The organism is Pseudomonas sp. FBCC-B1667 (genome assembly GCF_059133255.1).
Window position 1 is genome coordinate 1,363,073 of record NZ_CP101437.1, and the last position, 21,404, is coordinate 1,384,476.

Sequence of the window (21,404 nt, forward strand, 5' to 3'; positions counted from 1 at the left end):
TCTCATTTCTGCGTGCCACACTTGTTGCGTTTTCGCCCCATGAAGGACGGGCGAGTTGATTGCGAAGGAAGTGGTAATGCAGTTTTTCATACGGCTCGAACCAGTCCTGTGCTGGTTGTTTTTAGTCAGTGTCATGGGCTTTACCCAAGCGGCACCGGCGGCGCAATGGGTGAGTTCCGATGCGAAGGAGGCGGTTGTCGACGTGACGATCCAACTCGACGCAGAGGAGTTGAAGTGGATAGCCGAGCATCCGCAAGTCATCGTTGCGTCAGTTCAATACCCGTTGTATCTGTTCAAGAATGGGCACGGTCAATGGAACGGCTTGAACAACGATCTGCTCAACCGCATCGGCGCCATGACGGGCTTGCAGTTTGTTCACGAAGAGTCGTTTTCCACCGATCAGATGCTTGAGCGACTGGAAAGCGGTGCGGCGGACATGAGCACGACGCTGGCGGTGAATGACGAGCGCAAAGGGTTTCTGGATTTCAGTCATGCCTTCGGGGGGGCAGGCTGGGTGTTCGTCGGGCGGGCAGACGAGCCTCTGGTGCAGTCCCTTGAGCAGTTGTCGAAAAAAGTCCTGGTGTTGCCGACCCGGCATGCACTCGAAAGTACCATTCGCCACGAGTATCCGGCGATCGAACTGCGCTCCGTCAAAACCTATGCCGAAGCCAGGGCACTGGTTGAAAGTGGTGAAGCCTTTGCCACCATCGAAAATGAAATCGGGGCGCAACTTTATCCGCTGGGGCGACTCAAGGTCGGGCGTGCCGTGGAGGGAAAATGGGAGGCCGATCATCTGGCGGTACGCAAAGGTCAGTCGCCGTTGCTCAGCATCCTCAACAAGGCACTTGAGGCCTTTCCACCTGCCGAGTTGCGGGCGATTCGCTTGAAATGGCTCAGCGGAATCGGATCAATGAAGACTCCCTCCCCCTGGCAGCGGCTTAGCGATTGGGGTTGTTGGGGGGTGATCGTCGTCGGTCTTTTCGGCCTGCTTTCATTGCTCTGGAATCGACGCCTCGCCGGCTTGAACCAGCAACACCTGAACGACGAGAACAACCTCAACGATCAACTCGCCTTCCAGCATGCCTTGATGGACGCCATGCCCGATCCGGTGTTTGTACGTGATCTGCAAGGGCGTTTGATCATGTGCAATAAAAGTTATGAAGAAATTCTGGCGACCCGTTTTGATCAGATTCAGGGGCGACAGTTGACCGAACTCGATCTCTTGCCCAAAGCGACGGCAGAGCGCCTGCACGCAGAGTTCATCAACCAATTGAGTACACGCCAGCCTCGGTTCATTGAGCGTCAATTGGAGTTCAAGAACGGTGTCAGTAACATCTATCAGTGGACCGTGCCGTTCTACAGCGGTGACGGCCAATTGCTCGGTCTACTGGGAGGCTGGACGGACAGAGACCGGCGGCGGGGCGAGTGATGCGGCTGTTTTTTCCCTGTCATCTTTGCCGTGCATGCTCTATCGACCAAAGGCGCCGACGCGCCTGCACCTGGAAATCCAGAACTTTCTTCTCAGGCCAGTGGTCATTTACTGTGAGCAGGCCCCAGGCACTTTGTTTTCGGACTATTGAGTGGTGATCGAGATGGAAAGTATCAGTCTATTACTCGGTGAGGCGCTGAGCCCGTATCAGGTCACGCTGACCCCGTCGGGTGCCCATGGCGAATGCCTGGTGACGCTGAAGAATGCAACCGGCGCGATAGTGGTGGAGCGCGCCTTCAATCAGGTTCAGTTGACCGACAAGCGTCTGCTGACCGATGTCGTCGATGGATTGCACCGCGATGTGCTCATTGCCGAAGGACGGCTGGAGCCCTGTGTCATCGCGGCATTGCGCAATGCAGCCCAGGAGAAAATGCTGGCTCGCAGAAACTGACGTGATATTTCTGGGAACCTTCCTGCGCTTAGGTCAGTCAGACGTTGTAACAGCAGGATCAAGCATTGTGCTCCGGTGCTTGTAGCTTGTTGCTACTGGTCTTTATGTAGGCCACGTTTAACCCCGAGTCGTCTCCCCACTTCTCGGGGTTTCTTTTTGCCTGCGATTTGTCAGTGCTCGGCCTGATGCTCGAAAAAAGCCTTGGTTTCTGACAGGTAATCCTTGCGCCTTTCTGGATCGAGCCAGTCGGCATACAACGGATCCAGTCGTTCATGAGGCAGTGCGCGCAATAGCTGATTGATTTCGCTGATCGCCTGCCGTCCCTCGGCTGTATTGGTGCAACCAATATGCCCGGACATGTATTTGCCCGTGCCCTTGATCGGATAAAACGCCAGTTCATCATCGGATATGTGCTCTTGACGAGCCAGGTAGCGAATTTCTGGCCAGTAACCCATCACCACCTCCAATCGTCCCAGACGTTGCATCTGCAACAGGCTGCCGAGCGCATCGTTGCCGTAGTGAGGCGTCAGAGCACCGGCCGGTGCCTGCTTTAGCAATGCATCGAGGACTTGTCCGTAACTGCGCTCGGCCACCACGCCGACTTTCTTGCCACTGCCGGCCAACAGCGCTGCCAAATCGACTTCACCATCGCTCAGAAACGGTTCCAGCACGGGTCGATTTTCCTTGCGAATCACAAGTCCATTGCTCACGGCGCGGAAGGCCGGAACCGAAAATGCAATCGACTGTTCCCGCTCCTCAGTCCAGACCAGCGAGGGATCGCAGGTAAATGAGGGTTCGTGAAGCATCTGCATGCCGCGGGCGCGGTTGACCCGCATCAAGATGTGCTCGTATTGCGGCATGCCGGCAATCAATAGCGGCAGCATCTGATCGATGATCCCCTGACCTTTTTTCGGCCCCTCGAAGATCATGGTCGGCGGTAAATCACGCAGCAACCAGATCAACGTCTCCTTGGGTTGCGCCGCAACGGGCAAGGCCAACCCGGCCAACAGCCATAAAGCCGCGACTGCGCACCCGCTACGGGGGGCGTGGAGGGCTAATGAAAGCAGGCGTTTCAGCTTAGATGGCCCCGTCTTCACGCAGCTTTTCGATCTGTACCTTGTCGTAACCAAGATCGTGCAGTACCTGCGCATTGTGTTCGCCCAACTGCGGCCCGACCCATTCCGAAGTGCCAGGTGTCTCTGAGAGTTTCGGCACAATGCCCGGCATCTTGAAATCTTTACCGTCCGGAAGCTTGGCCTGCAGGAACATTTCCCGGGCCAGGTATTGCGGATCGCTGAACATGTCTTCGGCACTGAAGATCCGGCTGGCCGGCACATCAGCCTGATTCAGCCGTTCGATGACCGTGTCCAGCGGCAGCGAGTTGACCCAGCGATCGATCACGCCGTAAATCTCGTCACGACGGCTGTCACGTCCGTCGTTACTGGCCAGTACCGGGTCATTGGCCAGGTCTTCACGGCCGATGATCAGCATGAAGCGTTTGAAAATCGCATCACCGTTGGCGCCGATCTGCACATGTTTGCCGTCGGCGCTGGTGTGGATAGAGGAGGGCGTGATGCCCGGCATGATGTTGCCGGTGCGTTCGCGGATGAAACCAAACACATCGAACTCCGGCACCATGCTTTCCATCATGGCGAAGATCGCTTCGTACAACGCCACGTCGACCACTTGGCCGAGTCCGCCGTTCACTTCGCGATGACGCAAGGCCATCAGCGCGCCAATGACACCCCAGAGCGCCGCAATCGAGTCGCCGATGGAAATCCCGGTGCGCACCGGTGGCCGGTCCTCGAAACCGGTGATGTAGCGCAGGCCGCCCATGGATTCACCGACCGCGCCGAAACCCGGCTGGTCTTTCATTGGCCCGGTCTGACCAAAACCGGAGAGACGCACCATCACCAATTTCGGGTTCAACGCGTGCAGGACCTCCCAGCCCAGGCCGAGTTTTTCCAGCACGCCGGGGCGAAAGTTCTCAATCAGGATGTCCGCTTCAGCGAGCAGCTTTTTCAGAATCGCCAGACCGTCCGGGTGCTTCAGGTTCAGGGTCAGGGACTTTTTGTTGCGCGCCTGGACGAACCACCACAGCGAGGTGCCTTCGTACAGTTTTCGCCATTTGCGCAACGGATCGCCGCCGTCGGGGGACTCAATCTTGATGACTTCGGCGCCAAACTCACCGCAAATGCGAGAGGCAAACGGCCCTGCGATCAAGGTACCCAATTCGATGACTTTCAGACCTGAGAGCGGTTTTCCGGTGAGCGGCATGCGAGATCCTGTAGGACAAAGGCTGAGCAGAGATAGCGTTTTAACATAGCCGAACGTCAGACGAGCAAGCAGAATCGCCTTCAGTTCGATGATTGCCTACAGCATCGGTTAGACTTGCCGCCTTTCCTCGTATCAAGAAGCCCGTTCATGGCCCAGCCGTCCACGACCTACAAGTTTGAACTGAACCTCACCGACCTCGACCGCAGCATCTACGAGACCGTGAAGCAGACCATCGCCCGTCACCCTTCGGAAACCGAAGAGCGCATGACCGTGCGGCTATTGGCCTACGCCTTCTGGTACAACGAGCAGCTGTCATTCGGTCGTGGTCTGTCAGACGTGGATGAGCCTGCCCTGTGGGGAAAAAGTCTGGACGACCGCGTCCTGCACTGGATCGAAGTCGGCCAGCCAGACGCCGATCGCCTGACCTGGTGCTCGCGTCGCACCGAACGCACCAGCCTGCTGGCTTACGGCAGCTTGCGCGTCTGGGAAACCAAAGTGATCCCCGCCATCAAAAACCTCAAGAACGTGCACATTGCTGCCGTGCCGCAGGACGTCCTGGAAACCCTGGCCAAAGACATGCCACGGGTGATCAAGTGGGACGTGATGATCAGCGAAGGGACGATTTTCGTCACCGACGACCGTGGTCAGCACGAAGTCCAGTTGCAATGGCTGCAAGGCGAGCGCGGCTAATACTGCGCTGGCAACAGACTAATCCCACGTAATCAAGAGAAGCTTCCGTCACCCCATGCGCATCGAACCTCGCCTGTTGCCCGACACCCTGCCATTTCTCGGTGATTTGCCGCCGCTGCTGACCCGCCTGTACGCGGCGCGGGGCGTGCTGACCGAGGCTGAACTGGACAAGAGCCTGGCGCGGCTGATTCCGTTCCAGCAGCTCAAAGGCATCGATGCCGCCGTGGATTTGCTGGTGACGGCGCTGGAACAGCGCCAGCGCATTCTGATCGTCGGCGACTTTGACGCCGATGGTGCCACGGCCAGTACCGTGGGCGTGTTGGGCTTGCGCCTGCTGGGTGCGGCTCACGTCGACTATTTGGTGCCGAACCGGTTTGAGTACGGCTATGGCCTGACGCCGGAAATTGTCGAAGTGGCGTTGACCCGTACGCCGCAATTGCTGATCACCGTGGACAACGGTATTTCCAGTGTCGAAGGCGTGGCGGCGGCGAAAGAAGCCGGTCTCAACGTGCTGGTCACCGACCACCACTTGCCCGGCGATGAACTGCCGCTGGCCGATGCCATCGTCAATCCGAACCAGCCTGGATGCGACTTTCCGAGCAAGGCACTGGCCGGTGTCGGCGTTATTTTTTATGTGCTGATGGCGCTTCGTGCGCGTCTGCGCAGCCTCGGCTGGTACGAGAGCAAGCCGCAGCCGAACATTGGTGAATTGCTGGACCTGGTGGCGCTGGGCAGCGTCGCCGACGTGGTGCCGCTGGATGCCAACAACCGGATTCTGGTCCATCAAGGTCTTGAACGAATTCGCGCCGGGCGCGCGCGGCCGGGGATCAAGGCGATTCTCGAAGTCGCCAAGCGTGAGCCGGCGCGCATCACCTCTACCGATCTGGGCTTCATTGTCGGCCCGCGACTTAACGCGGCGGGGCGGCTGGACGACATGAGCCTGGGTATTGAATGCCTGCTCACCGACGACGCGGGACTGGCGCGGGAAATGGCCGTGCAACTCGACGGCATGAACCAGGACCGCAAATCCATCGAGCAAGGCATGCAGCGCGAAGCACTGGCGCAATTGAAGGATTTGCCGGTCGAGTCGATGCCATTCGGTTTGTGTCTGTTCGATCCCGAGTGGCACCAGGGTGTCATCGGCATCCTCGCTTCGCGGATGAAAGAACGCTATTTCCGTCCGACCATCGCCTTTGCCGATGCCGGCGATGGCTTGCTCAAGGGCTCGGGGCGTTCGGTTCAGGGTTTCCACATTCGCGATGCGCTGAGCGTGGTGGCCGCGCAACATCCCAGCCTGATCAGCAAATACGGCGGCCATGCCATGGCGGCAGGTTTGACGTTGCCGGAAGCGAATTTTCCGCTGTTTGCCGAGGCCTTCGATGCGGAAGTGCGTCGGCAATTGCGCGAAGAAGACCTGACCGGACGTCTGCTGTCGGACGGCACGCTGGCGGTCGAAGAATTCCACCTGGAACTGGCCCGCGCCCTGCGTCATGCCGGTCCTTGGGGGCAGCACTTTCCGGAGCCGCTGTTCCACGGCGTGTTTCAGCTGGTTGAGCAGCGCGTCGTCGGTGAACGGCACCTCAAAGTGGTGCTGAAAAGCGAATGCGGTTCGGTGAAACTGGATGGCATTGCCTTTGGTATCGACCGCGATATCTGGCCGAACCCGACCATCAAGTGGGTGGAACTGGCCTACAAACTCGACCTCAATGAGTTTCGCGGCAATGAGACTGTGCAGTTGATGATTGCCCACATCGAACCGCGATAGCGATCTTCCTGGCGCCAAATATCCCAGGAACCCTCCCTCATCCCCCGATGTCGACTAGGCTCTAAGCACTGCTTGATTATCCTTGTGACGTGTCGTCGAATTTTTTGCCCGCGGGGGCGGGTGCTGCACCTTTTTCCTGTCACTCGTCGACTTTTCAAACAGAACCCTGGAGCCTGCCCACTGATTCGAGAGGTGCCCCATGAGTCTGCTGCTTGAACCCTATACCCTGCGTCAATTGACCCTGCTCAACCGTATCGCGGTCTCCCCGATGTGCCAGTACTCCAGCGTCGATGGGCTGGCCAATGACTGGCATCTTGTCCACCTCGGCAGTCGTGCGGTCGGCGGCGCCGGCCTGGTGTTTACCGAAGCCACGGCGGTCACCGCCGATGGGCGAATCACCGCCCAGGACCTCGGCCTGTGGGCTGACGAACAGATCGAACCCCTGCAACGCATTACCCGCTTCATCGCCGCTCAGGGCGCTGTGGCCGGCATCCAGTTGGCACACGCCGGGCGCAAGGCCAGTACTCATCGACCTTGGCTCGGCAAACATGGCAGCGTTAAACCCGAAGACGGCGGCTGGGTGCCGGTGGGCCCGTCGACCATTGCTTTCGACCCGCAACACACTCACCCACGGCAACTCGAAGAAAGCGAGATCGCTGACGTCGTCCAGGCCTTCGTCGCCGCTGCCCGGCGTGCATTGACGGCCGGTTTCAAAGTGGTCGAAATCCACGCCGCCCACGGTTACCTGTTACATCAATTTCTGTCGCCCCTGAGTAATCAGCGACGCGATCAATACGGCGGTTCGTTCGAGAACCGGATTAGGCTAGTGCTGCAAGTGACGGAAGCAGTGCGTGCCGTGTGGCCTGAAGAGCTGCCGCTGTTCGTGCGGGTATCGGCCACTGACTGGGTGGAAGACGGCTGGAACCCGGATGAAACCGTGGAGCTGGCGCGCCGCCTCAAAGGGCTGGGCGTGGACCTGATCGACGTTTCCTCCGGCGGGACGGCGGCCAATGCCGAAATTCCGACAGGACCCGGTTATCAAACCCGCTTCGCCGAGCGCGTGCGCAAGGAGTCGGGCATTGCCACCGGCACGGTCGGCATGATCACCGAGCCGGCCCAGGCCGAACACATCTTGCGCACATGCCAGGCGGACATCATCTTCCTCGCGCGAGAACTGCTGCGCGATCCGTATTGGCCGCTGCATGCCGATGATGACCTGGGCGGGCGCAAGGCCATCTGGCCCGCGCAGTACCAGCGGGCGACGCACCGGGATCAGCCGATACATGAGTCGGATTTGCGTGACTGAATGCGGCTGTAAAACCAAAAAGCCCCGATCGATGTGATCGGGGCTTTTGCGTTTCCGGGCGGGAACATTTGTCGCCTGTCAGGCCGTCTTCGCGGGCAAGCCCGCTCCCACAGGGTTCAGTAGAGTTCACTCCTTTTGTGCAACACAGCCGATCCTTGTGGAAGCGGGCTTGCCCGCGAAAAGGCCCGCCCAGACAACCCTTAACTTCAGGTGTACTTACGCTTATCCGGCGCCGGCGGAAAGTACTGATACAACCAGGTCTCACTCAACGTCCGGTCATTGGTCCGGATAAACAACCGCAGCTCCACCGGCTCCACGCTGTCATTGGTCGGGAACCAGTCAAAGGTAATGCGATAACCCTTGATGTCGTCCAGCACCAACACATTGAAATCCTTCACCTGGCCGTTCGAGCACGTCACCACGGGCTCGATCCCTGCGCCTTCCGGCAAGCGATCCAGACCACCCCCCGTGAAGTCCACGGCAAAGCGCCGCGCCCAGACCTCCGGGTAATGCTCACCCGGCGCCCAGCCTTCGGTGAAGCCGCCCATCCCCGAACGGGTTGCATTGACCCGCGCCAGCGGCGTGCCGACCGGTGGCAGCGCGCTCCAGTAGAGCTTGTAGCCGTAATTCAGGGAATCACCGGCCGCGACCGGTTTTTTCGGGGTCCAGAACGCGACGATGTTATCCAGCGTCTCGCCGGTTGTAGGAATTTCCAACAGATCGATAGAGCCTTCGCCCCACGCCGTTGTCGGTTCCACCCACAGGCTCGGACGCTTGCTATACCAATCGACGGTGTCCTGATAGCTGGCGAACTCATGGTCGGTCTGCACCAGACCGAAACCTTTCGGATCGGTGTCGGCGAAGGCATTGAATTGCAGGGTCGCCGGGTTGTTCAGTGGGCGGCAGATCCACTCGCCATTGCCGCGCCACATCGCCAGTCGGTCGGAGTCGTGGATTTGCGGGTGAATGGTGTCGCACATGCGGCGCTCGTGGGTGCCGCAGCTGAACATGCTGGTCATCGGTGCGATGCCCAGTTGTTCGATGGCGGTGCGCGCGTTGATGTGGGCATCAATCTCCATCACCACACGTTCGGCCTGGCAATCGATGTCAAAGCGATAGGCGCCAGTGGCGCTCGGCGAATCCAGCAGCGCGTAGACCACGAAGCGGGTGCTGTCCTTGCCCGGCGTCTCGAACCAGAACTTGGTGAAGTCCGGAAACTCCTCGCGCTGCTTGGCGTACGTATCAATCGCCAGCCCGCGCGCCGACAGACCGTACTGGCCGGTCGCGTCTACCGCACGGAAGTAACTCGCGCCGAGGAAAGACAACACGTCGTGCCGGTCCAGCTCCGGGGCCTTGAACAGCTTGAACCCGGAAAACCCCAGGTCACCCGTCAGCTGCTTGGTATCGACCGTGGTTTTTTCATAGTTGAACAGGGAAGGGCGGAAATGCACCTCCCGCGCCAGACGGGTCTTTGGGTCGACGCTGTACATGCGCACCGGCTGCTTGAACCCCATGCCGACGTGGAAAAACTGTACGTCCAGCTGACCGTTCAAATCCTTCCACAGTGAGTGGTTCGCGTCATAACGGATGGCGTTGAAGTTCTGCGGCGTCATGGTCGCCAGCGTTGGCGGCAGCACCTGCTTGGTGTCCTGATAACGGTTGCCGGCAAGTTGCCTGGCCTGAATCTTCAGCGCTTCAAAATCGAACGCCTGGGCCTCGCCATCCGCCGTACCGTTGCCCGCCCAGGCACGGGCGGCCAGCAGGCCGGTGGCCGACAAACCGGTGTAGGCCGCGATAGCCATGGACGCTTTGAGCAAATTCCTGCGATGCATAAGTACAACCTGTCGTGAGCAATCCCGCGCCGTTCCTGGCACGTTCTGGATCAAAAATAACGGTTCGGACATGCCTTCGACCAAACGCAACGGACTTTAAACAGATGCCAAATAGCTTAAACCGTTCGATTGCAGACAAAAATTGATCGATGGCACTTTGATGGTTCGGCAATGAAACAAGAAATTTCGGTTAACTTTTCCGACAGTACTTTCTGATTTATAGGGCATTTCTGCTTTTTTTGACTAATTACTCTAAAAACCGCTTTTCAGCGCCGGGAATGTTCCTATTCTGTGCTCATGACCGGCTTCAGCCCTTAAGGCCGGCGACAAACAAAAAGGAGAGGGCGATGCGGTTTTTGAAGTTTTCTCGTGCTTATAGAAGGACATCGTCGATGACAAAAGTACAAGGCATCACCGAAATATTAGGAATTCTTCCTTGCCTGGCTAGCGGTCGGCGAAGGCGCCGGCTCAACCCGGACGAGATGAAGTTGCTGGAACGGTATCGAGAGCTGTCGGAGAGCGACCGGATTGCGATGCGGTATCTGGTGGATGCGATGAGGAGTGTTTCGCGGTTTTGATGAAACGAGCATTCAGCTGTGGCAAGTCTGTCGCGGCTGAAGGTTCCAAGGTCTGCCCGAGCCCGGAAATCTTTCCAGTTGGTGGAAAGACAAAAAGCTGAAAGTGACTGTGATGGAATCCACGAGTATTACCAAAGGGTGCTTGGAGTTGACGCTGCCTTCGACGTCATTTCGACTTTTTTGCCCCTAGGGCCTTCCCTGATTTTCGTCAACCCGAGTGTTGCGTTGGTTTAGAGGAAACTTTAGCGGGCGGGGAGAACGGGAGAGGTGGGTGTATTTCGAAATGCAAGAAGTGCCCCGGCACCGTGGTGGCTGCCGGGGCGAATTCAACTACCGACTAACCTTCCACGCGTCCCCCGCAGGCGCAGTCCCATGGTCATACGGCTTGGCCAGCCACATGTACAACAACCCCAAACCGATCACGATCGCCGTACTCAGCACCATGGCGTAGTTGATGTACCACGCCGCGTCCGGCGTGCGTGGCCAGGCCATGTTGACGATTGCGCCGATGCCGTAGGCCAGCGCGCCGATGTTCACCAGCCAGCCCCAGGCGCCGAGGGTGAATTTGCCGCTCGGTTTCCAGCCTTTCATGCGGGCATAGAGGGCCCCGAGAACGATCATCTGGAAGGCCAGGTAGATGCCGATCGCCGCGAAGCTGACGATGGTTGCCACGGCATCCTGCAGGAAGAAGCCGAGGATGATGATCAGCGCCGGCAGGACGCCGGAGACGAACAGTGCCGCTACCGGAACCTGAGTGGTAGGGGAAATCTTCTTCAGCAGGGAGCTGCCGATGACCATTTCATCGCGAGCGTAGGAATACAGCAGACGACTCGCCGCCGCTTGCAGGCTGATGACGCAGGATATGAAGGAAATCATCACCACGCCCATCACCACTTTCGAACCGACCGGGCCGAAGGCGTTGTTGAGGATGGTGGTGACCGGGTCCTTGTCGGCGCCGCTGATCACGGCTTGCATGTCCGGCACGGCGAGAATCAGCGCCAGGCAGGCGAACATCGCTGCGATGCCGCCGATGTAGATGGTCATGCGCATGGCCACCGGGATTTTCTTGCTCGGGTTCGGGGTTTCTTCGGCCACATCGCCGCAGGCCTCGAAGCCGTAGTACAGGAACATCCCCGCCAGCGAAGCGGTGAGAAAGGCTGGCAAATACGAGCCGTCGACGCTGATGTCGAAAGTGTTGAACAGCACGCTGAGCGGTTGATGACGCTCGAACACCAGCAGGTAAACGCCGACGATCACCGCACCGACCAGTTCGCACAGGAAGCCGAACATGGCGATGCGCGCCAGCACCTTGGTGCCGCTGAGGTTGACCAGGGTGGCGAACAACGTCAGGAACAGGGCGATGATGATGTTGGTGTTGTTGCTTGGCTCAAAACCCATCATGGCGGCGAGGTACGGACCGGCACCGACCGCAACGGCAGCGATGGTGACGCACAGGGCGATGGAGTAGATCCAGCCGACCATCCACGCCCAGCGTTTGCCCACCAAGCGACGGGCCCACGGGTAGACGCCACCGGAAATCGGGAATTGTGAAACCACTTCTCCGAAGATCAGGCACACCAGCAACTGGCCGCAACCGACCAGCAAATAGGCCCAGAACATCGGTGGCCCGCCCGCGGCGAGGCACAGGCCGAAGAGGGTGTAAACCCCTACAACCGGCGAGAGGTAAGTGAAGCCCAGGGCGAAGTTTTCCCACAGGCTCATGCTGCGATTGAAGTTGGACGTGTAACCCAGTTTGCGTAGCTGCTCGGCGTCGCTGTCGACGCCGGCTGCAGCGAGTTCGGGGGTTGTACTCATGGTGTGTAAGCTCCGGAAAATCGGCAGATTTCGGATGTCCGATACCGTGGCGGGGCCGTGAGGCGCTGCCCGGATCGGTGGTTATTGTTTTTGGCTGCTTTGGTTGGAACCTGGGTGGTGCTTACTGCCGGTTTCTGCCTTGAAACCGAGGTGACTCATTCGCGAGCAGGCTCGCTCCTACAGGTTCTGCGCAATCCCAGTAGGAGTGAGCCTGCTCGCGATGCGTTTAATGCTTGAACATCACATGCCGGACGACGGTGTAATCCTCCAGCCCGTACATCGACATGTCCTTCCCATAGCCGGACAATTTCTGACCGCCATGCGGCATTTCACTGACCAGCATGAAGTGCGTGTTCACCCACGTGCAGCCGTACTGCAAGCGAGCAGACATCCGATGCGCGCGACCGACATCCGCGGTCCATACCGACGACGCCAGGCCGTAGTCCGAATCGTTGGCCCAGCCCAGCACCTGTGCTTCATCGGTGAATGGGGTGACTGACACTACCGGACCGAATACCTCGCGACGGACGATTTCGTCATCTTGCTGAGCATCGGCCAACACCGTCGGCTCGAAGAAGAAACCATTGCCCTCCACAGCCTTGCCGCCGGTGATCAGGCGAATGTGCGGTTGCGCGATGGCGCGCTCGACAAACCCGGCCACACGGTCACGGTGTTGCGCGGTGATCAGCGGGCCCAATTCGGTCGACGGGTCATCTTGCAAACCGTACTTGATGCTGCTGACTGCCTTGCCGAGTTTCTCGACGAACTTTTCGTAGATGCCGGCCTGCGCGTAGATGCGGCATGCGGCGGTGCAGTCCTGGCCGGCGTTGTAGAAACCGAAGGTGCGGATGCCCTCCACCGCGGCGTCGATGTCGGCGTCGTCGAAGATGATCACCGGGGCCTTGCCGCCCAGTTCCATGTGCATGCGTTTGACGCTGTCGGCGGTGCTGGAAATGATGTTCGAACCGGTGGCAATCGAGCCGGTCAGCGACACCATGCGTACTTTCGGGTGGGTGACCAAAGGGCTGCCCACGCTAGGACCACGACCAAACACCAGGTTGAGTACACCGGCCGGGAAAATTTCCGACGCCAGTTGCGCCAGACGCAACGCAGTCAGCGGAGTTTGTTCTGATGGCTTGAGCACCACGGTATTACCGGCAGCGAGGGCCGGGGCGATTTTCCAGGCGACCATCATCAGCGGGTAGTTCCACGGCGCGATGGAAGCAATCACGCCGACCGGGTCGCGACGGATCATCGAGGTGTGGCCCGGCAGGTATTCGCCGCCCGCCGAACCGCTCATGCAACGGCTGGCGCCGGCGAAGAAACGGAACACGTCGGCAATCGCCGGTATCTCGTCGTTCAGTGCGGCGCTGTAAGGCTTGCCGCAGTTGTCCGATTCCAGTTTGGCCAGTTCTTCGCCATGGGCTTCGATGGCGTCGGCGAGTTTGAGCAGCAGCAGCGAACGTTCTTTCGGCGGGGTTTGCGACCAGCCTTCAAAAGCACTGTCGGCGGCACGGACGGCGGCATCGACCTGGGCTTCGCTGGCTTCGTTGATTTCCACCAACACACGGCCCAGGGCCGGGTTGAACACAGGTTGGGCGGGGCCTTCGCCGTCGATCAGTTGGCCGTTGATCAAGAGTTTGGTTTGCATGGTTCTGTCCTCTTCAAAGCAGATCTTGTTGTGAAACCGGCCCCTGTGGGAGCGGGCTTGTGGTGTCCTTTAGAAATTTATTTCCCGCCACTGCCCGCGACGCTCTCGCCACCCCGGGTCAGGTAATAGGCGCCAAGGATCGGCAGCATGGTCACCATCATCACCAGCATCGCGACGACGTTGGTCACTGGCACGTCTCGTGGGCGGCTGAGTTGGTTGAGCAGCCACAGCGGCAGGGTGCGTTCATGGCCGGCGGTGAACGTGGTGACGATGATTTCGTCGAAGGACAGTGCAAACGCGAGCATGCCGCCGGCCAGCAATGCCGAACCGAGGTTCGGCAAAACGATGTAGCGGAAGGTCTGCCAGCCGTCGGCGCCGAGGTCCATCGAGGCTTCGATCAAGCTGTGCGAAGTCCGGCGCAAACGGGCGATGACGTTGTTGTAGACGATCACCACGCAGAAGGTCGCGTGGCCGACGATGATGGTGAACATCCCCGGCTCGATGCCCAATGTCTTGAAGGTCGCCAGCAACGCGATCCCGGTGATGATCCCCGGCAATGCAATCGGCAGGATCAGCATCAGCGAGATGCCTTGCTTGCCGAAGAAATCCCGGCGGTACAACGCTGCGGAAGCGAGGGTGCCAAGGACCATGGCAATCAAGGTCGCAACGGAGGCGATCTGCAGCGAGAGCTTGATCGCTTCCAGTACGTCTGGCCGTGAGAACGCCACGCCGATCCACTTCAGGGTGAACCCCTTGGGCGGAAAGCTGAACGCAGCATCTTCGGTGTTGAAGGCGTACAGAAAGATAATCAGGATCGGGAAGTGCAGAAACACCAACCCGCCCCAGGCTGCGATTTTTAAACCCAGTGAAGCCTGCCCCTGTGATGAAGAGTCAGAGTGCATCGAAGGCCCCCAATCGTTTGACGATAGTCAGGTAAATGGCGATCAACACAATCGGCACCAGCGTGAAGGCCGCGGCCATAGGCATGTTGCCGATTGCGCCTTGCTGGGCGTACACCATGCTGCCGACGAAGTAGCCCGGTGGGCCGACCAGTTGCGGCACGATGAAGTCGCCCAGGGTCAGGGAAAAGGTGAAGATCGAACCGGCGGCAATGCCCGGAATCGACAGCGGCAGAATCACTTGCATGAACGTCTGGCGCGGCTTGGCACCGAGGTCGGCCGAGGCTTGCAGCAAGGAGGGCGGCAGACGCTCCAGCGAGGCCTGGATCGGCAGAATCATGAACGGCAGCCAGATGTAGACGAACACCATGAAACGCCCCAGATGCGAGGTCGACAAGGTGCTGCCGCCCACGCCCGGAATGCCCAGCACAAACTGCAACACCGGCTCCAGCCCCAAGTGTTGAACGAACCACTGCGCGACGCCGCCCTTGGCCAGCAGCAAGGTCCAGGCATACGCCTTGACGATGTAACTGGCCCACATCGGCATCATCACCGCGATGTAGAAAAACGCCTTGGTTTTGCCGGTGGTGTAGCGCGCCATGTAGTAGGCAATCGGGAACGCGACGATGGCGCTGGCGATGGACACGACCACCGCCATGCTCAAGGTGCGCAGGATGATGTCGAAATTCGACGGTTGGAACAGCGCAGCAAAGTTCGCCAGCGTCAGGTCCGGTGTGACCGCCATGGTGAAGTCATCGAAGGTGTAGAAGCCTTGCCACAGCAGTACCAGTAACGAGCCGAGATAGATGGCGCCGAACCACAGCAGCGGCGGCACCAACAGCATCGACAAGTACAGATTCGGCCGGCGATACAGCAGGTTGGAAAACCGGCGCAACGGCGAACCGCTGGCCGGGGTTTGAGGGATAGCCAAGGTGTTCATCTCACACCCCGCCGGCAACGGTGTCATGCAGCGGGACCATCGCTTCCCGTGCCCAGCGAGCGCTGATGCGTTGCCCGGTCTGGTGCTGGGCGCTGATGTCCAGCCATTGATTGTTGGCCTGGCTGATGTTCAGGGTCTGGCCGTTTTCCAGCTTCATCTCGTAGCGCGTGGCGCTGCCCTGGTATTGGATGTCGTGGAGCAAACCGCTGACTTCGATCTCGTGGCTGGCCAGCGGTCCTTCGGCGAATCGCACGTGTTCCGGGCGAATCGAAAACGGCTGTGGATTGCCGCTCAACTGCCTGGCCAGGTCACCGCGAATCACGTTGGAGGTGCCGACGAATTCCGCGACGAAGGTCGTGGCTGGTTTCATGTAGAGATTGCGTGGGGTGTCGACCTGTTCGATGCGGCCCTTGTTGAATACGGCCACTCGGTCAGACATCGACAGCGCTTCGGTCTGGTCGTGGGTGACGAAGATGAAGGTGATGCCGAGTTGGCGTTGCAGCTTCTTCAGCTCGCTTTGCATTTGCTCGCGCAGTTTCAAGTCGAGGGCGCCCAACGGCTCGTCGAGTAGCAGCACACGCGGGCGATTGACCAGAGCGCGGGCCAGGGCCACGCGTTGGCGCTGACCGCCGGACAGTTGCACCGGTTTGCGCTCGCCGTAGCCGCCGAGGGCGACCATGTCGAGGGCTTCTTCGGCGCGTTTGCGGCGTTCGGCTTTAGCGACGCCTTTGACTTTCAAGCCGTAGGCGACGTTGTCGAGGACGTCCATGTGCGGGAACAGGGCGTAATCCTGAAACACGGTGTTGACGTCACGCTCATAAGGCGGCAGCCCGGCGGCTTCTTCGCCATGAATTCGGATGGAGCCTGCGCTCGGTTGTTCGAAACCGGCGATCAGGCGCAAACAGGTGGTTTTGCCCGAGCCGGAAGGGCCCAGCATGGAGAAAAACTCGCCGTCCTGGATGTCGATGGAAACCCGGTCTACGGCTTTCACTTCGCCGAATAGACGGGAAACGTTGGTGAACTGGACTGCAAGCGTCATGGTGCGAAACTCCGAAAATCTGAATCTTTAAAAGCATCGCGAGCAAGCTCGCTCCCACATTTGATCGCATTTCAACGTGGGAGCGAGCTTGCTCGCGAAGAGGGCTTAGCGGCCGCCCATGATTGCGATGTAGTCCTGGGTCCAGCGGCTGTACGGCACGAACTTGCCGCCTTCAGCTTGCGGGGTTTTCCAGAAGGCGATCTTCTCGAACTGGTCGAAACCATTGGTCTTGCAGCCTTCAGCGCCAAGCAATTCGCTGCCGGTGCACGCCGCCGGCACTGCGGGCAACGAACCAAACCACGCGGCAACATCACCCTGGACTTTCGGGGTCAGCGACCAGTCCATCCACTTGTAAGCGCAGTTCGGGTGCTTGGCCTCGGCGTGCAACATCGTGGTGTCGGCCCAACCGGTGGCGCCTTCTTTCGGGATAGTCGAAGCAATCGGCTGCTTCTCGTTCATCAGGCCGTTGACCTGATACGGCCAGGCACCGGAGGCGACCACGCCTTCGTTTTTGAAGTCGCTCATCTGCACGGTGGTGTCATGCCAGTAGCGGTGGATCAGCGGTTGCTGGGCGCGCAGCAGATCGAGCACGGCTTTGTACTGGGCTTCGGTCAGTTCATACGGGTTCTGGATACCCAATTCCGGCTTGGCGGTTTTCAGGTACAGCGCGGCGTCGGCGATGTAGATCGGGCCGTCATAGGCCTGCACGCGTCCCTTGTTCGGCTTGCCGTCCGGCAGGTTTTCCGCGTTGAACACTACGCCCCAGCTGGTTGGCGCGGTCTTGAACACGTTGGTGTTGTACATCAACACGTTCGGGCCCCACTGATACGGGGTGCCGTAGGTCTGCTTGTTGACCACGTACCACGGCGCATCTTTCAGGCGAGGGTCGATGTTTTTCCAGTTCGGGATCAACGCGGTGTTGATCGGCTGCACACGCTTGCCGACGATCAACCGCAGCGAGGCGTCGCCCGATGCCGTCACCAGGTCATAACCGCCCTTGGCCATCAGGCTGACCATTTCATCGGAAGTCGCCGCAGTCTTCACATTGACCTTGCAGCCGGTTTCCTTCTCGAAACCGGTCACCCAGTCGTAGGCCTTGTCGCTTTCGCCACGTTCGATGTAACCCGGCCAAGCCACAATATCCAGTTGGCCTTCGCCTGCACCGACCGCTTTCAGCGGTTCGGCGGCCTGGAGGCTGGCACTCGCCAGCAGCGCGGTGGTGATTGCACTGAACAGTGCGGTCTTGTGCACGAACATGGGAATTCCCTCTTCTTTAATTATGGTCGGGGCAGTTGTGAACGTGGTGAAGCATGCCGTTAGCGGCTTGTTGTTAGCGTAGTCAGAGATGTTGTCCGTGGCGCGCCATGATGTGCCGCACCACGCTGTAGTCCTGAAGCGAATCGCTGGATAAGTCTTTGCCGTAGCCCGATCGCTTCAAGCCGCCATGGGGCATTTCGCTGACCAGCATGAAATGGCTGTTGATCCACGTGCAGCCGTACTGCAAGCGCGCCGCGACCTGCATCGCCTTGTCGAGGTTCTGGGTCCAGACCGATGAGGCGAGGCCGTATTCGGAGTCGTTGGCCCAATCCACGGCCTGTTCGAGTTCGTCGAAACGGGTCACGGTGACCACCGGCCCGAACACTTCGCGCTGGACGATCTCATCGCTCTGCTTGCAACCGGCCAACAATGTCGGCTGGTAATAGAAGCCGGCGCCGGAGTGCACCGCCGCGCCGGTCACGCGTTCGATGTGCGGCTGGCCAAGGGCCCGCTCGACGAAACTGGCCACGCGGTCGCGCTGGCGCGTGCTGATCAGCGGGCCGATTTCGTTGTCGGCATCGCGTTTCCCGGCAAAGCGCAAGCTGCTGACCGCCGCGCCCAACTCGGCCACCAAGCGGTCATGAATCCCGGCCTGTGCATAAATCCGGCACGCGGCGGTGCAGTCCTGACCGGCGTTGTAATAACCGTAAGTGCGCACGCCTTCGACGACCGCCTGAATGTCCGCATCATTGCAAACGATCACCGGGGCTTTGCCGCCGAGTTCGAGGTGAGTGCGTTTCAGGGTTTTCGCGGCGGCCTGGAGGATTTTTTGCCCGGTGACGATATCGCCCGTCAACGACACCATGCGCACTTTAGGGTGGCTGACCAAGTGGCTGCCGACGCCTTCACCACCGCCGCAGACGATGTTGATTACACCGCGTGGCAGGATTTCGGCCAGTGCCGGGGCCAGCGCCAGGATCGACAGCGGCGTGTGTTCGGACGGCTTGAACACCAATGTGTTGCCAGCGGCGAGGGCTGGGGCGATTTTCCACGCGGCCATCATGATCGGGTAGTTCCACGGCGCAATCGACGCGACGACCCCGATAGGATCGCGGCGCACCATGCTGGTGTAGCCCGGCAGGTATTCGCCGCTGAGCTGGCCGGTCTGGCAGCGCACGGCGCCGGCAAAGAAGCGGAACACATCGACCGTCGCACTCAAGTCATCCTGGCGGGCCAGGTGCAACGGCTTGCCACAGTTCAGGGATTCGAGGCGGGCGAGGAGGTCGGCTTGTTTTTCGATGGCGTTGGCAATGTCCAGCAGCAGGTTGGAGCGTTGCTGCGGGGTGGTCCGTGACCAACCGGCAAAGGCGCGGTGGGCGGCGAGAATCGCGGCTTCCACTTGCTCGGTGCTGGCTTCGGCGATGTGCGTCAGCACTTCCCCGGTGGCGGGGTTGAGGATCGGTTCGACAAAACCCTGGCCCGCAACCAATTCGCCATCGATCAACAACGCGGTGAACAACGGAGTCTGCGCGCCAGCCATTTTTCGGGTTCTCTTTTCTTGTGTGGCCATGCTGCTCCCTGTGACTGGGGCCCGGCCGTCTTATATATAGATGCAGCAAGACTAGTGCGCGGACCCGAGGTCGACAAATACTAAATACTGAAGGTGGCGTTCGATTAAATAGATGGCTTGCGCCCGCCGTGGGGTTGTTCCCGGGCGACCGTCAGGAACGGGTCCACCAACGCCGGCCGCGCGGTGCCGCGACGCCAGGCCAGGCCGACGTCGAGGGTCTGGCTCAGGTCGGCAATCGGTCGGGCTTCGATAATGTCGCCTTCCAGTGACCACGGTCGGTAAGTCATGTCGGGCTGGATCGACACGCCCAAACCGGCGGCCACCAGGCTTCGTACCGCCTCCGTTGAAGCCGTGCGGAGTGTGATGCGCGGTTGCAGGGAGGCCGCGGACCACATGCGCTGGGCGTTGCGGTCCATTTCATCGACGTTCAGTTGAATCAGCGGCTCTCGCGCCACGTCGGCGAGGTTAATGCTGTCGTGTTCCAGCAATGGATGCTGCGCCGGCAGCCATAAGCGGTGGGGCGAATGCGTCAGGACTTCGGTTTGCAGCGCGTGACGGTCTTCGAGGTTGGAGAGGATCAGCACGCCGACATCGATCTCGCCGCTGACCAGCAAATGCTCAATATAGGGGCGTTCATCCTCCATCACCCGGATCTCGACGTTGGGGTAGGCGCGCTGAAAACGGGTGAGCAGATCGGCGAGGTAGTAACCGGCCACCAGGCTGGTCACGCCGATGATCAACTGGCCGGCCACCTGATCGGTGCTCTGTTGCAGGCTGCGTTTGGCATTGTCCACGGTGGCCAGAATCAAGTGTGCCTGGCGCAGGAATTGGTGGCCCTGGTGGGTCAGGCTCATGCCCTTAGCGTGTCGGTTAAACAGGCCGACACCGATTTCCTCTTCCAATTGCTGGATTGCCAGAGTCAATGTCGACTGGGATATGAACGCGGTTTGCGCGGCGGCGGAGATCGAGCCGGTCTCGGCCACGGCGATGAAGTGACGAATCTGACGCAAGGTCATCATGGGGAAGTACCCGGTGGGCGGTTTTTTTAGATTCGCTTGAGTGTATATCGTTTTAACTGATGGACCCGTCGGGGGTTACAAGAGATGCGCAACATCTGGAAGCACACTCGCCGAGAGACGCCGGTTACTTTCGATCTAGGCTGGTGGCCGGTTATCCCTTTCGTGGAGGCGGCAAAATGAATACCCGTGGTTTGCTCGATCAACTGCTCAAGTCCGGTCAGGACCTGCTGCAGAACAAGGCAGGAGGCAATCAGAACACGGCGTCCAGCGCTGGGTTGGGGGGATTGCTTTCGGGCGCCAGCGGCGGTGCTTTGGCGGCGGGCGCCATGGGCCTGTTGCTCGGCAGTAAAAGGGCCCGCAGCGTCGGCGGCAAAGTCGCCGTCTACGGTGGCCTCGCCGCGTTGGGCGTGATTGCCTACAAGGCCTTTGGCAACTGGCAGGCCCGGCAAGGCACGGCGCCGAACGCTGAACCGCAAACACTCGACCGCTTGCCCCCGGCGCAAGTCGAACAGCACAGCCAGGCGATCCTCAAGGCGCTGGTTGCCGCCGCGAAAGCCGATGGCCATGTTGATGAGCGCGAACGAGCGTTGATCGAAGGCGAGTTCACCAGGCTCGACAACGATCAGGAGTTGCAGCAGTGGCTGCATGCCGAACTCGGCAAGCCACTGGACCCGACGGAAGTTGCCCGGGCTGCCAGCACGCCGGAAATGGCCGCTGAGATGTACATCGCCAGCATTATGCTGGTGGATGAGCAGAATTTCATGGAGAAGTCCTACCTCGATGAACTGGCGCGTCAGTTGAAGCTGGAGCCGGGATTGAAGGCTGAATTGGAGCAACAGGTGCGCCAGCCTTCCCTGTAAATCCTGGAATGAGAGACGCTTCACAC

The 21,404-nt window shown here is 59.7% G+C and carries 18 protein-coding genes; 7 read left to right on the forward strand and 11 right to left on the reverse strand.

What is annotated here, in order from left to right:
• Positions 1–76 precede the first annotated feature (76 nt).
• Both NL116_RS05965 and NL116_RS05970 read left to right on the forward strand, forming a co-directional pair.
• On the forward strand, positions 77–1,429 hold the full coding sequence (locus NL116_RS05965; protein ID WP_494376399.1) for a transporter substrate-binding domain-containing protein: 1,353 nt from the start codon (positions 77–79) through the stop codon (positions 1,427–1,429).
• Between the two features lie 163 nt (positions 1,430–1,592).
• Positions 1,593–1,880 (forward strand): DUF3509 domain-containing protein, encoded by a 288-nt coding sequence (locus tag NL116_RS05970; RefSeq protein WP_494376400.1) that lies wholly within the window; start codon positions 1,593–1,595, stop codon positions 1,878–1,880.
• A gap of 170 nt (positions 1,881–2,050) precedes the next feature.
• Here the strand turns inward: NL116_RS05970 and NL116_RS05975 are convergent, their stop codons facing one another.
• Both NL116_RS05975 and NL116_RS05980 read right to left on the reverse strand, forming a co-directional pair.
• The gene (locus NL116_RS05975) at positions 2,051–2,977 is read right to left on the reverse strand and encodes a TIGR02285 family protein (RefSeq protein WP_494376401.1); all 927 of its coding nucleotides are present in this window, start codon (positions 2,975–2,977) and stop codon (positions 2,051–2,053) included.
• Positions 2,958–4,157 carry a CaiB/BaiF CoA transferase family protein gene (locus NL116_RS05980; protein WP_494376402.1) on the reverse strand — a complete coding sequence of 400 codons (1,200 nt, stop codon included), beginning with the start codon at positions 4,155–4,157 and terminating at the stop codon, positions 2,958–2,960. The genes NL116_RS05975 and NL116_RS05980 overlap by 20 nt, the downstream gene beginning before the upstream one ends.
• A 147-nt stretch (positions 4,158–4,304) precedes the next feature.
• Between NL116_RS05980 and NL116_RS05985 the strand changes: the two genes are divergently transcribed.
• The 3 genes from NL116_RS05985 (at position 4,305) to NL116_RS05995 (ending at position 7,918) form a co-directional block, all read left to right on the forward strand.
• Entirely contained in the window at positions 4,305–4,847 is a 543-nt protein-coding gene (locus NL116_RS05985; protein WP_494376403.1) for a YaeQ family protein, read from the forward strand.
• A gap of 55 nt (positions 4,848–4,902) precedes the next feature.
• Complete coding sequence (gene recJ, locus NL116_RS05990; protein WP_494376404.1) at positions 4,903–6,612, forward strand: single-stranded-DNA-specific exonuclease RecJ; 1,710 nt, start codon at positions 4,903–4,905, stop codon at positions 6,610–6,612.
• Between the two features lie 199 nt (positions 6,613–6,811).
• On the forward strand, positions 6,812–7,918 hold the full coding sequence (locus NL116_RS05995) for an NADH:flavin oxidoreductase/NADH oxidase (RefSeq protein ID WP_494376405.1): 1,107 nt from the start codon (positions 6,812–6,814) through the stop codon (positions 7,916–7,918).
• A 206-nt stretch (positions 7,919–8,124) separates the two neighbouring features.
• Here the strand turns inward: NL116_RS05995 and NL116_RS06000 are convergent, their stop codons facing one another.
• The gene (locus tag NL116_RS06000; protein WP_494376406.1) at positions 8,125–9,750 is read right to left on the reverse strand and encodes a glucan biosynthesis protein D; all 1,626 of its coding nucleotides are present in this window, start codon (positions 9,748–9,750) and stop codon (positions 8,125–8,127) included.
• 392 nt (positions 9,751–10,142) lie between these two features.
• Between NL116_RS06000 and NL116_RS06005 the strand changes: the two genes are divergently transcribed.
• Positions 10,143–10,328: a hypothetical protein gene (locus tag NL116_RS06005; RefSeq protein ID WP_494376407.1), complete on the forward strand. Its 186-nt coding sequence runs from the start codon at positions 10,143–10,145 to the stop codon at positions 10,326–10,328.
• 330 nt (positions 10,329–10,658) lie between these two features.
• Here NL116_RS06005 and NL116_RS06010 read toward each other — a convergent pair whose 3' ends face one another.
• From NL116_RS06010 to NL116_RS06045, 8 genes are all read right to left on the reverse strand, one after another.
• Positions 10,659–12,143, reverse strand: coding sequence for an APC family permease (locus tag NL116_RS06010; RefSeq protein WP_494376408.1), 1,485 nt, complete (start codon positions 12,141–12,143; stop codon positions 10,659–10,661).
• Between the two features lie 226 nt (positions 12,144–12,369).
• Complete coding sequence (locus tag NL116_RS06015) at positions 12,370–13,794, reverse strand: gamma-aminobutyraldehyde dehydrogenase (protein ID WP_494376409.1); 1,425 nt, start codon at positions 13,792–13,794, stop codon at positions 12,370–12,372.
• Between the two features lie 77 nt (positions 13,795–13,871).
• Positions 13,872–14,696: an ABC transporter permease gene (locus tag NL116_RS06020; protein ID WP_494376410.1), complete on the reverse strand. Its 825-nt coding sequence runs from the start codon at positions 14,694–14,696 to the stop codon at positions 13,872–13,874.
• Positions 14,686–15,633, reverse strand: a complete 948-nt coding sequence (locus NL116_RS06025) for an ABC transporter permease (RefSeq protein ID WP_494376411.1) — start codon at positions 15,631–15,633, stop codon at positions 14,686–14,688. The genes NL116_RS06020 and NL116_RS06025 overlap by 11 nt, the downstream gene beginning before the upstream one ends.
• Position 15,634: 1 nt before the next feature.
• Positions 15,635–16,672, reverse strand: a complete 1,038-nt coding sequence (locus NL116_RS06030) for an ABC transporter ATP-binding protein (RefSeq protein WP_494376412.1) — start codon at positions 16,670–16,672, stop codon at positions 15,635–15,637.
• Between the two features lie 105 nt (positions 16,673–16,777).
• A complete protein-coding gene (gene ydcS / locus NL116_RS06035; protein ID WP_494376413.1) occupies positions 16,778–17,929 on the reverse strand; it encodes a putative ABC transporter substrate-binding protein YdcS in 1,152 nt (383 codons plus the stop codon).
• Between the two features lie 82 nt (positions 17,930–18,011).
• Positions 18,012–19,499 (reverse strand): gamma-aminobutyraldehyde dehydrogenase, encoded by a 1,488-nt coding sequence (locus NL116_RS06040; protein WP_494376414.1) that lies wholly within the window; start codon positions 19,497–19,499, stop codon positions 18,012–18,014.
• Positions 19,500–19,603: 104 nt separating this feature from the next.
• Positions 19,604–20,518, reverse strand: a complete 915-nt coding sequence (locus NL116_RS06045; protein WP_027924928.1) for a LysR family transcriptional regulator — start codon at positions 20,516–20,518, stop codon at positions 19,604–19,606.
• 176 nt (positions 20,519–20,694) lie between these two features.
• On the opposite strand from NL116_RS06045, the gene NL116_RS06050 reads away from it, so the two are divergent.
• Entirely contained in the window at positions 20,695–21,378 is a 684-nt protein-coding gene (locus NL116_RS06050; protein WP_494376415.1) for a tellurite resistance TerB family protein, read from the forward strand.
• The last annotated feature ends 26 nt before the right edge of the window (positions 21,379–21,404 follow it).

Coding starts and splice junctions, on each gene's coding strand:
- NL116_RS06000 (WP_494376406.1), bottom strand. CDS start 9,750: ATGCATCGCAGGAATTTGCTCAAAGCGTCCATGGCTATCGCGGCCTAC.
- NL116_RS06030 (WP_494376412.1), bottom strand. CDS start 16,672: ATGACGCTTGCAGTCCAGTTCACCAACGTTTCCCGTCTATTCGGCGAA.
- NL116_RS06050 (WP_494376415.1), top strand. CDS start 20,695: ATGAATACCCGTGGTTTGCTCGATCAACTGCTCAAGTCCGGTCAGGAC.
- NL116_RS05980 (WP_494376402.1), bottom strand. CDS start 4,157: ATGCCGCTCACCGGAAAACCGCTCTCAGGTCTGAAAGTCATCGAATTG.
- NL116_RS06005 (WP_494376407.1), top strand. CDS start 10,143: ATGACAAAAGTACAAGGCATCACCGAAATATTAGGAATTCTTCCTTGC.
- NL116_RS06010 (WP_494376408.1), bottom strand. CDS start 12,143: ATGAGTACAACCCCCGAACTCGCTGCAGCCGGCGTCGACAGCGACGCC.
- NL116_RS05970 (WP_494376400.1), top strand. CDS start 1,593: ATGGAAAGTATCAGTCTATTACTCGGTGAGGCGCTGAGCCCGTATCAG.
- NL116_RS06020 (WP_494376410.1), bottom strand. CDS start 14,696: ATGCACTCTGACTCTTCATCACAGGGGCAGGCTTCACTGGGTTTAAAA.
- NL116_RS05995 (WP_494376405.1), top strand. CDS start 6,812: ATGAGTCTGCTGCTTGAACCCTATACCCTGCGTCAATTGACCCTGCTC.
- NL116_RS06045 (WP_027924928.1), bottom strand. CDS start 20,518: ATGATGACCTTGCGTCAGATTCGTCACTTCATCGCCGTGGCCGAGACC.
- NL116_RS06015 (WP_494376409.1), bottom strand. CDS start 13,794: ATGCAAACCAAACTCTTGATCAACGGCCAACTGATCGACGGCGAAGGC.
- NL116_RS05985 (WP_494376403.1), top strand. CDS start 4,305: ATGGCCCAGCCGTCCACGACCTACAAGTTTGAACTGAACCTCACCGAC.
- ydcS (WP_494376413.1), bottom strand. CDS start 17,929: ATGTTCGTGCACAAGACCGCACTGTTCAGTGCAATCACCACCGCGCTG.
- NL116_RS05965 (WP_494376399.1), top strand. CDS start 77: ATGCAGTTTTTCATACGGCTCGAACCAGTCCTGTGCTGGTTGTTTTTA.
- NL116_RS06040 (WP_494376414.1), bottom strand. CDS start 19,499: ATGGCCACACAAGAAAAGAGAACCCGAAAAATGGCTGGCGCGCAGACT.
- recJ (WP_494376404.1), top strand. CDS start 4,903: ATGCGCATCGAACCTCGCCTGTTGCCCGACACCCTGCCATTTCTCGGT.
- NL116_RS06025 (WP_494376411.1), bottom strand. CDS start 15,633: ATGAACACCTTGGCTATCCCTCAAACCCCGGCCAGCGGTTCGCCGTTG.